Here is a 12,698-nt window from a genome sequence, read left to right as displayed (position 1 = left end):
GCGATGGCGCGGGCGACGTCGCGATAGACGCGCGGTTCGTCGGACTTGAACATGGCCAGGCGGTGTTCGCCCGAGCGGCCAGCCAGGCGCAGCCAGACGCTCCATTCGCCGGTTTCCGATTCGGTGAGTCGGACTTCCTTGATCGAGCCGCCGCGTTCCAGGAACCAATTGACGTTGCGGGCACGGATCGGGAAGTCCGGGTTGGTCGCGATGACCCAGGCCTCCTCGCGGGCGTCCGTCTCTGTCTCCCGTTCAGCCATCATCTGCTGCGGCAAAGCCTGCTCCCCTTCAATCGTGCTTAACTTGGCAGAAAAGCACTGTGCTGTCGCGGGCGACCTTAGGCGTGTGCGTCAATGTCCGCCCGGTTTTGCCGGGCTGGCGTCGTAATTTTGAACGTCTTCGTTGAGACCTGTGCAGTGGGCCAACATCGGCGTGTGGATTTTGTCGTGCGCGAGGCGGGGGGGAGCGCCCTCCCCCTGAGTCGCAAAGGCAGGCCTTGAGCGCCTACCCCCTCTAGCGGGGAGGTCCCCGCAACGCCCCTGAAGATTTGGGCCGGCCTGCGGCGCGGCGGAAGGGTGGAGAAAGGGAGCCTTCAGGCGACCCTTGAGGGACAAAGGAGGATCGACCCATGTCCTTGCGACCCATCGTCCAGGCCCTGGGCGGCGATCTCTATGATCGAGGCCTGCGGGCGAATATTCCTGCGCCCGGCCATAGCGCCGCCGACCGTTCGGTCTCGCTGCTGCTGCAAGAAGGCCGGGTGATCGTCCATACCTTCGGCGACGGCGACTGGAAGGACGTGCTCGACTACCTGCGCGGCGAAGGCCTGGTCGATGCGCACAATGCGCCGACCAGCCTCTCGCAGTCGCGCCGGGCTCAGGCCGCCGGCGCAGCGACCGGATTGGAACGCCGCCAGGCCGCCTTGCGGATCTGGGAGGCCGGCAGGCCGTTGGGTGGGACGCTGTCGGCGCGACATTGCGCCCAGCGGAGCGTCAGCCGCCCCCTGCCCGGCCCCGACGTGCTGCGCCACGGCGGGCAGACGCCGGTCTCGGCCTACACCGAGACGCGCCATCACCGTCCGGCCCTGCTGGCGGCGATCAGCGACAAGGACGGCGCGTTCACTGCTGTCGAGGTCACCTATCTGGCGCCCAACGCCCGGCGGGCGATCGATCTGCGGCTCAGCCGCAAGACCGTGGGTCCTTCGCCGGCCAACTGCGCGGTGCGCATCGATGCGGCCGCGTCACAGATGCTGGTCGGCGAAGGGCTTTTCACCACCCTGTCGGCCAGTGCGCGCTTCGGCCTGCCGGCCTGGGCGCTGATGTCGACGCGCAATCTGCGCCACTGGCGCCCGCCGCAGGGCGTGCGCGAGGTGCTGATCGCCGCCGATCGCGGCGTCGACGGCGAGGCGTCGGCCGAACAGCTGAGGGCGGGCCTGGCGGCTGCGGGCCTGAAGGCGCGTGTCGCGCTGCCGCCTGACGGCTTTGGGGATTGGAATGAGGCGGAAGCCGCGGGGCTCCTGGACCCGGTCCTGAGCTGAATTCCAAAAGGAGGGAGGAAGGGATCGGGCGGGTGCGCCCAGGGGCAGGATGTCCCTCGCCCAGGCGCGAGGAGCTAGACCCCGATGACCGATCAATCCCCCACCTCGCCGGTCGCCATGAGCCGCATCCAAGTGCGCCTCGGCGACCTTGGCCTCGCCAAGGAAAACCTTCGCTTCCAGGAGCCGGCCGATGACGGCGTGCCGCAGCTGGCCGACACCCTGCTGGCCGCCGGCGTGGTCATCCCGCCGATCGTGCGTCCGGGGCGCAAGGGCGAGGCCCTGTTTATGGCGCTCGATGGCCGTCGCCGGCGCTTTGGCCTGATCCTGCTGCGCGAGCGCGGCGAGATCGACGACGACTACCGCATCGACTGCCTGCTGGCCGAGACCCCGGCCCAGCAGGCCGCGGCCATCGTGCTGCCGAACACTGAGCATGCGCCGGTCCACATCGCCGACGTCATCACCGCCATCGGCAAGCTGCGGAAGGCGAAGATGGACACCCAGGCGATCTCGACCGCGCTCGGCTACGCCGAGCTGGAAATCAAGCGCCTGGAGGCCCTGGCCGCCGTCCATCCGACGGTGCTGAAGGCGCTGCGGCAGGGGCGACTGACATTGAAGCAGGTCCGCCTGTTCGCCCGCCTGCCCGACAAGAAGCAGCAGGCCGAGATCGCCCAGACCGCGCTCGACGGCTACTTCCAGGACTATCAGCTGCGCGCCGTCGTCGAGCATGACCGCGCGACGGTCGAGGACGACCGCTTCACCCTGGTCGGCATGGATCGCTATCTGGCCGCCGGCGGCCGGGTGGCCTCCGACCTGTTCGGCGAATACCCCGACTACCTGCTTGATCCGGAGGTCCTGCAGGGCGCCTGGCGCGAGCGCGTGCAGCCGATCGTCGACCACCTGAAGGCCGAAGGCCTGGCCGTGTATGTCGCTCGGGAGGCCGGTTACAGCGCGCCGGACGGCTTCTTCCGTCTCCCGCATGTCTGGGAGCGTGATCTGGACGAGGGCCAGAAGACGGCCCTGTCCGACGCCCGCTATCAGGTCACCCAACTCGAGAGCGCTTTGCAGGATCTTGATCCGTCTACGGAAGAGGCGCCTGCCCAGCTTGCGCCCCTGGTGAGCGCCTTCGGCGTGACGGCGGGCGCGGTGCTGACCCGCAGCAAGATCGGTGCGGTGCTGCTCACCCCGTCGGATGGGCACGGCCTGGCGGCGACCTTCTTCTCGGTCCCTCTCCCCATCGAGGATCTGCCGCAGGAAGAGGAAGCCGAGGACGACGAGGTGTCGACCGGCGGTCGGTTTGGCGGGGCCTCCAACGACGTGGAAGTTCCCCGCGCGGATGTGGAGGTCGAGGGCGCCAGTCACGTCCTGCATGAGACCCGCACTGACGTGGCCACCCGCGGTCTGATCCGTGACTTGGCCGATGATCCAAGCGCCGCGCTGACGGTCCTGGTCGCCCAGCTCTTCAAGCAGTTGGCCCTGCATTCCAGCGGGGCGCTCGATGGTTCGGCCTCGCAGATCGCCGCCACCCGCTATCAGCGCGGATCCCAGGCCCCGATCGCGGCGCTGGACGGGGAGGTGCGCGGCCGGCTGGACGCCCGACGCGAGGCCTATCGCGCCTCGGGGCTGCGGCCGATCACCTGGGTTGAGACCCTGCCCCACGGGGAGAAGATGGCCTTGCTGGCTGAGCTGACGGCGGTGTCCCTCAACATCCGCGAAGCCCGCACCAGCCTTCTTCGTCACGGCGCTCGGGCCGAGGCGGCCGAGATCGCGGCCCTGTGCGGCGCGGACATCTCGGCCCACTGGACGCCGGACGAGGCCTATCTGGCGGTCCATTCAAAGGCCCAGCTGCTGGCGATGCTGGACGAGCTGGAGGTGGAAGACGACCGCGCCAAGACCCTCAAGAAGGACGCCCTGGTGACGTTTGTCGCCGAGGCGGCGGCCGAACGGCAGTGGGCGCCGGCGGTGCTGTCCTGGGATCGCCCGGCGGCGCTCGACGAGGCCGACGACGGGGCCCGGGCTGACGAGGACGCTGGAGACGCTGAAGTCGACAGCTTGGCTGGACCCGAGGCGGAAGGGGAAGCGGAGGCAGAGCCGCTCGCCGACGCCATCGCGGCCTGATCCACGAGAGCCCCCGTCCCATCGGCGGGGGCTCTCGCTATGCCCCGAAAGGATCAAGGCAGGGGGTGGACGGGCGAGCCCGTCGGGACTGGAGGGAGGCGCCCTCCGCCGCGGGTGAGCGGAAACCCCGTCATGAACGCCATGCTCCCCCTCTTCGCCCCGACAGCCGCCGCTGATCCGGCGTCACACAAGGCCGCCAACGTCCTGGCCGCCGCCCGGGCCCTGACCCCGCAGCTGAACCGCTCTCGGGCGCTCGACCGCCGGCTGGTGGCCAACACCATGACCATGGCCTTCGGCGGCTCCGACGCCGAAGGCGCGTGGATCTGGCGCGACGCCTATGACGCCGTCGAGGCCGCTTTGGTCCTGCAGTTGCGTCGCCTGTCGCCGCAGATCAGTCGGCTGGAAGATGCGCCGGCCGAGATCTGCGCCTTGCTGGCCAACCTCGCCGACCTGGGCCTCACCCACACGCGGCGCAGTGAAGAGCAGGTCGCGCTGGACCAGTTCTCGACGCCGCCGCAGTTGGGCGCCCTGGCGGTGCTGGCAGCCCAAATCCGGCCGGGCGACCAGGTCCTGGAGCCGTCCGCCGGCAATGGCCTTTTGGCCGTGCTGGCCGAGGCCTGCGGCGGATGCGTGACCCTGAATGAGATCGCCGATCAACGCGGCGCGATCCTGGAGGGATTGTTTCCCCTGGCTGCTCGCAGCGCCCATGACGCCCGGCATCTGAAAGACATCCTGCCCGCGTCCGGCAACTTCCACGCGGTCGTCGCCAACCCGCCCTTCCAGGTGCTGGAAGACCACCTGCATGCCGCCCTCGACACCTTGGCCGACGGCGGGCGACTCTCGGCGATCGTCCCGACGCGGCTGTTCGAGGATGCCGCAGCCATGCGCCGTCTGGCGGCGCGGGGCGCGGTCGTCCTGCGTCTGGCCTTCCCGCCCCGCGCCTACGCCAAGCACGGGACTTCCGTCGAGACCGGACTGCTGGTTGTGGACCGGGGCCAGGCTGGCGAGACCGCTCCGGTGATCGCGGCCGAGACCTTGGCCGATGCGGCCCGGGCGGCGGGCGCCGTGGCGCCGCGCCCGAGCGCCCAGCCCCGCCAGTTCCGGGCCGTCTCCAACGTCGCCATCCTGGCGCCGCGGGCCCGCGCCCTGGCGACCCCATCGAACCGCCTTGCCTTTCTGGCGACGACGGCCCCCCTCGCTTACGTGACCAAGGCGTGGTCGGGCGAGGGACACGATGTCGGCCTCTACCAAGCATACCGGCTGGGCCGCATCGGCTTCCCGGAGGGCCGTCCCCACCCCTCCCCCCTCGTGGAATCTGGCCCCATGGCCTCGGTCGCGCCGCCGGCGCCGACCTACCGGCCGATCCTGCCCGCCAAGATTACAGACCAGGGCCTGGTCTCGGACGCGCAGCTGGAGACGGTGATCTATGCCGGCGAGGCGCACGCCACCCTGCTGCCCGGCCGCTGGCGGCTCGGTGACGCGCCGCACCAGGTGATCCTGGTGGGAGAGGACACCCCGGACGCGGTCAGTTTCCGGCGCGGGTTCTTCCTTGGCGACGGCACCGGCTGCGGTAAGGGCCGCCAGATTGCCGGCGTCATCGCCGACAACCTTTCGCAGGGGCGGACCCGCGCCGTGTGGCTGTCCAAAAACGACGCTCTGTTGGAGGACGCCCGTCGCGATTGGACCGCCATCGGCGGCGCGGCCAGCGACCTGACCCCGCAATCGGCCTGGAAGCAGGCCGACGCCATTCGCCTCGATCGCGGCATCCTGTTCACCACCTACGCCACCTTGCGCCAGCCGGCGCGCGGCGACCGGGCGTCGCGGCTCGATCAGATCGTCGCTTGGCTGGGGGCGGACTTCGACGGCGTCATCGTCTTCGACGAGGCTCACGCCATGGCCAACGCCGCTGGCGGCGCGAAAGGCGCGCGGGGGCCCAAGAAGGCCTCGCAGCAGGGCATGGCGGGCTTGGCCCTGCAGAACCGGCTGCCCGACGCCCGCATCCTCTATGTCTCGGCGACGGGCGCCACGACTCCGGAGAACCTGGCCTATGCCGCGCGGCTGGGCCTGTGGGGCGGCCCGGATGCGCCGTTCCCGACCCGGGAGGCGTTCATGGACGCCGTCGAGACCGGCGGTGTGGCCGTGATGGAGTTGATCGCCCGGGAGCTGAAGGCGATGGGTCTCTACATCGCCCGCTCGCTGTCGTTCGATGGCGTGGAGTACGACGCCCTGCGTCATCCACTGAGCGCCGACGACACCGGCATCTGGGACGCTTGGGCCGACGCCTACCAGCTGATCCACCACAATCTGCGCGCCGCGCTGGAGGCGGTTGGGGTCACCGAAGACGGCAAGCCCAAGAGCGGCCAGGCGGCGTCGGCCGTAATGTCGGCCTTTGAGGGCTCCAAACTGCGCTTCTTCGGCCATCTGCTGGCCGGCCTGAAGGCGCCGTCCCTCGTGGCTTCGATCCGCAACGACCTGGCGGCCGGTCGCTCGGCCATCGTCCAGGTGGTTTCGACCAATGAGGCGGTCATGGAGCGGCGGCTGGCCGAGATCCCGCCGGAGGAGTGGAACAACCTCGCCGTCGATCTGACGCCAAAGGATCAAGTGCTCGACTATCTGATGGGGGCCTTCCCGATCATGGCGATGGACGCGGTCGAGGACGAGGACGGTAACGTCACCATGGTCCCGGTGATGGTCGATGGCGCGCCTGTCGTCAGCCAGGCGGCTCTGCGACTGCGCGACGAACTGGTGACCCATCTGGCCTGCCTGCCGGCAGTGCCGGGCGTGCTGGACGCCGTGCTCGAGGCGCTGGGTCCTGAGCAGGTCGCTGAGATCACCGGGCGCAGCCGACGGGTGATCCACCGCGATGGCCGCCGCGTGGTCGAGCGGCGCAGCGCCTCGGCCGCCAAGGCCGAGACCGACGCCTTCATGAGCGGCAAGAAGCGCGTGTTGGTGTTCTCCGACGCGGGCGGGACCGGGCGCAGCTATCACGCCGATCTGGGCGTCCCCAACCAGCAGCGCCGGGTCCACTATCTGGTCGAGCCGGGCTGGCGAGCCGATGCGGCGATCCAGGGCCTAGGCCGCTCGCACCGCACCAACCAGGCCGTTGCGCCGCTGTTTCGACCGGTGACCACGGACATCCACGGCGAGAAACGGTTTTTGTCGACCATTGCGCGGCGGCTCGACAGCCTGGGCGCCCTGACCCGGGGCGAGCGCCGGACAGCGGGCAACGGCCTGTTCCGGGCCGAGGACAATCTCGAAAGCCCTTGGGCGCACCGCGCGCTGCAGGCCTTCTACGTCGCGCTGCACTTCGGCAACGTCGAGGCGATGGACCGGGAGACCTTCGAGGCCAAGACCGGCCTGCGCTTGATGGACGGCGACGGCGAGCTGCGGGCGTCTGACGACATGCCGGCGATGAACACCTTCCTCAATCGGCTGCTCGCCCTTCGCATCGCCGATCAGAACAGCCTGTTCTCGGCGTTCGACGAGATCCTGACCAGCATCCTAGAGCGCGCGGCGGCCTCCGGAGCGCTCGACCGGGGGATGGAGGACATCGTCGCCGACGACCTGTCGGTGCTCGACGAAGAGGTCATCCGCACGGATGCGGTGACCGGGGCGGAAACCCGTCTGCTGCGCTTCCAAGTGCGCACGGCCCGCGCGCTGATGAGCGCCGAGACAGCTTTGGCTGAGACCGATCCGGAAGCACGGGTGTTCGCCGTCAATTCGAAGTCCGGCCGCGCGGCCTTGGTCGTTCAGGGCCTGACCACGACCAACGACGACGACCGGCTCGTGCCGGCGGTCCGTCTGATCCGGCCTGAGAAGCGCAGCGTCGCGCCGCTGAAGGCCTATGAGGAATCGGCGTGGGAGGGGACGGACGAGGCCGCCTGGCGCGCGGCCTGGGACGCCGAATTGGGGGCGGCGGACCCGTGGGTCACCCGCGAGCTCGTGTTGGTGGCGGGTTTGCTGTTGCCGATCTGGAGCAGCCTGCCTGACAAGCGGACCTCGGTGCGACGGCTGAAGGCGCCTGATGGGCGCCGTTGGCTTGGCCGTCTTCTGGACCCGGCCCAGGTCACGCCCCTGAAGATAGCGCTGGGGCTGACTGACACCGCCAGCGCCGTAGGTGATGGCGAGGCGGCCACCCGGCTGGTCCTTTCGGAGGGAGCCTCCGTGGCCTTGAGCGGCGGGCTGTGGCTGCGCCGGGCCAAGGTGATGGACCGCTGGCGGCTGGAGATCGTCGGGGCGGGGGCTCAGCGCACCAGCTTCGTGGCGCTTGGTTGCTTCGTTGAGATCATCGCCTACACGCCGCGCGTCTTTGTGCCAACCGATCGACCCGACGTGCTGAGCGAGATCCTCGATCGCTGGCCGGCCCAGACGATCCTGCCGGCCGCGGCCTAGCAGATCTGGGATGAGGGAGCCGCCGGTGATCCGCCGGCGGCTCTTTCCATGCCGGCGGCCTGGCGGGCAAAGGGCTGGAGGAAGGGACGGAGCGGGCAAGCGCTCCGGGATTGGCCCGGGGGCGAGCCCGAGGTTCCCATGTCCAACCCCCTCAACGACCTGATGAATGACATCATCGCCCGCATCGAGGCTGGCGTGCCGCCGTGGCGCCAGGCCTGGAAGGCCAGCGCCGATCCCAAGGCGCCACTACGCGCGACCGGTGAGCCCTTCAGCGGCAGCAACGCCTGGCTTCTCGCCTTCGCGGGCGCGCTGCGCGGCTATCGCTCGCCCTACTGGTTCACCTTCCGCCAGGCGCTTTCGATCAATGCCCCTGTGGCCAAGGGTGAGAAGGGCTCGCCCGCGATCCTCTACAAGACCCGGATGGTGGGTGATCCCGCCGATGGAGCCGACGTGGGGCCGGCCGACGACACCGGCGATCCTCGCATCCTGCGCTACTTGAAGACCTATAGCGTGTTCAACGCCGAGCAGCTGACAGACTGTCCGCAGCAATATCTCAACGTCGTCGAACCCGATCCGGCCGCCCGCGCGGCAGCGCGCAACGCCGTGCTGGATCCGATCCCGGCTCGGGTGGAATTTGGCCGCGGGACGCCCTGCTATGTGCCGGCGCTGGATCTGATCCGGCTTCCCCTTCCTGAAGCCTTCGACACGCCCGACGACTTCCTGGCCACCAAGGCGCACGAGCAGCTGCACTGGTCGGGCGCGGCTCATCGGTTGGATCGCACCTTCGGCAAACGCTTCGGCGACGAGGCCTACGCCTTCGAAGAACTGGTCGCCGAGATCGGCGCGGCGGCGCTCGGTCTACGCATCGGGCTCGCACCGCAGCTGCTGGACAGCCATGCGGCCTATCTTGGCCACTGGGCGAAAATCCTGCGGCATCGTCCCTCGGCCCTTCTCGAAGCGTCCGGCCATGCCCAACGGGCCGTCGACTATCTGCTGGCGTTCAGCGCCCAGGCTGCGGTCGCCGACTTGGCCGCCTGAAGCCGGCCTTTCCCATCATCTTGCAAGGAGGCCGCCATGGGCTGGCTCTACATGCGCTCGCTGGAGGGGCACGCGACCCCCAAAGCCTATCTCGATGCGCAATTTACCTACGACCGGCACACCGGCCGTTCTCGCGTGCTGGCCTCAAGTGTGTTCGGACGGCGCACCTACTACGCCGCCGTCGAATGGATCAGCGCCGGAACGGAGGTGCGGGAGGTCTGGGGCTTGGTGTGCCTGGTGCGCCATAACCCCCGCGACCGGGAAGGCTTGGTGTTCGGCTACAAAGACATGTCCGAATCCATGGGCCCGTGCGAGTCCGACTGCCCTGCGCGCATTCTCGACCTGCTGACGGCGACCGACAACACCAACGCCCTGGCTTGGCGCGAGCGGTGCCGGTCGGGTTTGGCCCTTCGGGCTGGGCGCGCCGCCAAGCCGACACCCAAGCCTGGTGATGTCGTCGTGCTGGCCGAGCCGCTGTTGTTTCGAGACGGCCGGACGTTCTCCCGCTTCGAGGTGGTCTCTTTGCCTGGACGCAAGCGCGGCGGTCTCGTCTATCGCAGCGAGTTGGGCGGCCTTTACCGCATCCCCAAGCTCAAGGACCGCGTCTACCTCATCGAGCGGAAGGCGGGGCGCAGTCACGCCTGAGCGCATGGGCGGACGGGTGGTGCGTGGCAGTGCCAAACGCTGAAGCCGAGGCGGCAAACGGTTGGTGTCGGCGGTGCTGCGGTCCTGGAGTCCTCCGGCTCTTGAGACCTCGCCACCGTCTGGCGCCCCCCACAAGGGACGCTCCGCTCAAAGCCCTTGTGGGCGTCCCCAGCCGTCGGCGCTGGGCGGTCGTCGAGCCGACGGGCTCAGAACCCCACTCCGACAAGGATCTCCCTCATGCCCTCCTCCGCCTTCGCGCCGCTGACCGGCGCGCTCACCCACTTCGAAGCCCAGGCTCTGACCCTGGATGACCCCCGGCCCCACCCTCACGAGGATGCTTTGATCCAGTTGGGTCATGCGGTGCTGACCGAGACCCTCGATGTCTTTGGCGAGACCGCACTCGAGGATTTCCAGGCCATCATCTGCGAGACGCTCATCGGGGCGTTTCACTCGGCCGCCCAACGCATCGAACGGGACGCGGATCGGGCCAGGGACGAGCTCAACCGGCTGAGCCGGGACTTCGACGGCTCCGAGATCGCTGACACCGAGATGCAGGACGCCACCCGAAAAGCCCGCGCCGCCGACGTCGCCTGCCTGGCCTTGGAGTTCGTGCGAGACGCCGCTGCGGCGAGCTACACCACGGCGACCGGCGAGGTGTGGTCCCCTTGGAAGGGACATGTGAAGGCCTCGCGCCTGACTGCCGCCCAGATCGACGCGCGACGCCCTGCGGACCGCCAAGGCTCGCAAGCACGCCGCGACTGACCCTGGCGCCACCATCGTCGCGTTCCGCGCCGCGCCGCAAGCCGACACCGAGGACGACGCCCATCGCATCTTCGATGCGCTGAACTGGGCCCAGGCCCAATGGCCGGACATGGCGTTGGCGACGACAGGGGCCAAGGGCGGGGAGAAGATCGCCATCAAGTGGGCCAAGCAGAAGGCGGTCACCCTGGTGCTCGCCAAGGCCGACTTCGACAAGAACGGCCGCGCCGCCCCCTTCCGGGCCAATGACGAATTGATCGCCCTCGAACCGGTCTGTGTCCTGACCCTGGCGAACACCCTGAACGGCGCTCGCGGGGCGTCACTGCAGCCCTTCGGACCCGCCCTCAATCTCGGTCAAAAGGCCGCTGAACGAGGCATCCGCCACCTTCCAGTGAAGACCCGCGGTTGACCCCGCAGGGCGTGGCCGCTGGCGCGGTCACGCCCATTTGTCTGTTGGCGGTCTGTGGACAGGCGCGATGCCCCCTTGCCGGGGCGCAAATGTTCTACTTATGTTCTCGACCTCGCCGCCTGCCCCCGTGTCGGCAGGCTTTCGAGGTCTCATGCGTCCTGTTGTCATCGGTCTTCCCCTTCCCCTCCCCCTCGTGGGCTTTCGCATTTGCTGCGGATTCCCAAGCCCGGCCGACGACTGGATCGAAGACGCCATCGATGTCAGTCGCCTGGTCGTCACTAACCCCGCCGCTACCTTTCTGTGGCGTGCGTCCGGAGACTGCATGACGCCGACCATCCTGGACGGCGACTACCTGGTCTGCGACCGCTCGCTGGCCCCTGTCTCCGGCGACGTGGTGGTCGCTGTCGTCGACGGCGAGCCGACGGTCAAGCGCCTCGCCTATGTCGCCGGCCGGCCGACCCTCAGCCATGACAATCCCCTGTCGCCGCCCTTCGCGCCGGACCCGCACAGTGAAATCAGCATCTGGGGCGTGGTCGCTTGGTCCCTGCGCGCGCATCGGCCGAGCCGATGAGGCCGGTGATCGCGCTGAGCGACGGCAATTGCTTCTACGTCTCGTGCGAGCGGGTCTTCGATCCGCGCCTGGAAGGACGACCGACCGTGGTGCTGTCGTCCAATGACGGCAACATCATCGCGCGCAGCCCCGAGGCCAAGGCGATCGGCCTCAAGATGGGCGATCCCTATTTCAAGGTCCGCGAGCTTTGCGCCCGCGAACGGGTCACGGCCCTGTCGTCGAACTACGTTCTCTATGGCGACATGAGCCGGCGCGTGAACGCCGTCTATGAGCGCTTCGCGCCCGAGGTCGTCGTCTACAGCATTGACGAGAGCTTCCTCGATTTCAGCGGTCTCGCCGATCCGGTCGGTCACGCCCGCGCCTTGCGCGCGACGGTCCGCCAGTGGACCGGGATTCCGACATGTGTCGGGCTTGGTCCCACCAAGACCCTGGCCAAGGTGGCTAACCACCTGGCCAAGCGCACGCTGGCGCTGGACGGCGTTTGCGATCTGAGCGACCCGCAGGTGCGCGCCGCGGCCCTGGACGATCTGCCCGTTGGCGACGTCTGGGGCGTGGGCCCGGCCTATGCCGCTCGGCTGACGGCCATGGGGGTGACCACGGCCGGCCAACTGCGTGACCTCGATCCGCGTCAGGCCCGCGCCGTGCTCAGCGTCGTGGGCGAGCGCCTGGTACTGGAGCTGCGCGCCCAGACCTGTCTGTCGTGGGACGAGGTTCCGGCGGGCCGCAAGGGGTGCGCGGTGACCCGAAGCTTTGGCCAGCCGATCACGGACTTAGGCGACTTGCTGCAGGCGGTCGCGAGCTTCGCCAGCCGGGTAGGTGAGAAGTTGCGCCGCAATGGCGTTGTCGCCCCGCGGCTGTCGGTGTTCATGCACACCAATCCCTTTGGCGCGGGGCCGCATCACAGCGCCAGTGGCGCCGTCACCTTCCTGGAAGCTACGGCCGACAGCACCGAGCTCGTCGCCGGCGCGCGGCAGGCGGCGCGCCAGGCCTGGCGGGACGGGTATCGCTACAGCAAGGCCGGCGTCCTCTGCGAGGGCCTAGTTCCCGCAGGTCAGGTGCAGGCAAGCCTGCTGGCGGCGAAGGATCCGGCGCGATCAGGGCGGCTGATGGCGGCGCTGGACGCCTCGAACCGCCGGTTTGGGCGCGGCAGCGTGGTGATCGGGGCGACCACGGGCCGCACGCGCTGGACGCAGAAAGCCGAGTGGCGGACGCCGCGCTATACGACGCGCCTGGAC

Annotated in this window: 9 protein-coding genes and 1 pseudogene; 9 read left to right on the top strand and 1 reads right to left on the bottom strand. The window is 69.2% G+C overall.

Going from position 1 to position 12,698, the window contains the following annotated elements; genetic code table 11:
• A pseudogene (locus V7702_RS14545) lies at positions 1-275 on the bottom strand (hypothetical protein); the annotation flags it as partial.
• 353 nt (positions 276-628) lie between these two features.
• Here V7702_RS14545 and V7702_RS14540 point away from each other — a divergent pair.
• The 9 genes from V7702_RS14540 to V7702_RS14500 all read left to right on the top strand — a co-directional run.
• The gene (locus tag V7702_RS14540; RefSeq protein WP_305284748.1) at positions 629-1,534 is read left to right on the top strand and encodes a toprim domain-containing protein; all 906 of its coding nucleotides are present in this window, start codon (positions 629-631) and stop codon (positions 1,532-1,534) included.
• An 84-nt stretch (positions 1,535-1,618) separates the two neighbouring features.
• Positions 1,619-3,649: a ParB/RepB/Spo0J family partition protein gene (locus tag V7702_RS14535; RefSeq protein ID WP_305284749.1), complete on the top strand. Its 2,031-nt coding sequence runs from the start codon at positions 1,619-1,621 to the stop codon at positions 3,647-3,649.
• Between the two features lie 132 nt (positions 3,650-3,781).
• Positions 3,782-8,041: a bifunctional class I SAM-dependent methyltransferase/DEAD/DEAH box helicase gene (locus V7702_RS14530; protein ID WP_305284750.1), complete on the top strand. Its 4,260-nt coding sequence runs from the start codon at positions 3,782-3,784 to the stop codon at positions 8,039-8,041.
• 138 nt (positions 8,042-8,179) lie between these two features.
• Complete coding sequence (locus V7702_RS14525) at positions 8,180-9,079, top strand: ArdC family protein (protein WP_335650811.1); 900 nt, start codon at positions 8,180-8,182, stop codon at positions 9,077-9,079.
• A gap of 36 nt (positions 9,080-9,115) precedes the next feature.
• Positions 9,116-9,724: a DUF6927 domain-containing protein gene (locus V7702_RS14520; RefSeq protein ID WP_305284752.1), complete on the top strand. Its 609-nt coding sequence runs from the start codon at positions 9,116-9,118 to the stop codon at positions 9,722-9,724.
• Between the two features lie 237 nt (positions 9,725-9,961).
• Positions 9,962-10,486, top strand: coding sequence for a hypothetical protein (locus tag V7702_RS14515; RefSeq protein ID WP_335650810.1), 525 nt, complete (start codon positions 9,962-9,964; stop codon positions 10,484-10,486).
• Entirely contained in the window at positions 10,422-10,892 is a 471-nt protein-coding gene (locus V7702_RS14510; protein WP_335650812.1) for a DUF2493 domain-containing protein, read from the top strand. The genes V7702_RS14515 and V7702_RS14510 overlap by 65 nt, the downstream gene beginning before the upstream one ends.
• Positions 10,893-10,959: 67 nt before the next feature.
• Positions 10,960-11,463 (top strand): LexA family protein, encoded by a 504-nt coding sequence (locus V7702_RS14505; RefSeq protein WP_335650809.1) that lies wholly within the window; start codon positions 10,960-10,962, stop codon positions 11,461-11,463.
• The coding region (locus V7702_RS14500) for a Y-family DNA polymerase (protein WP_335650808.1) at positions 11,460-12,698 on the top strand (1,239 nt) is incomplete at its 3' end. The genes V7702_RS14505 and V7702_RS14500, both read left to right, overlap by 4 nt.

The sequence above is a fragment of the Phenylobacterium sp. genome (assembly GCF_036963605.1).
In the GTDB taxonomy this organism is placed as follows: domain Bacteria; phylum Pseudomonadota; class Alphaproteobacteria; order Caulobacterales; family Caulobacteraceae; genus Phenylobacterium.
This window is presented reverse-complemented; position numbering and strand designations above follow the sequence as displayed.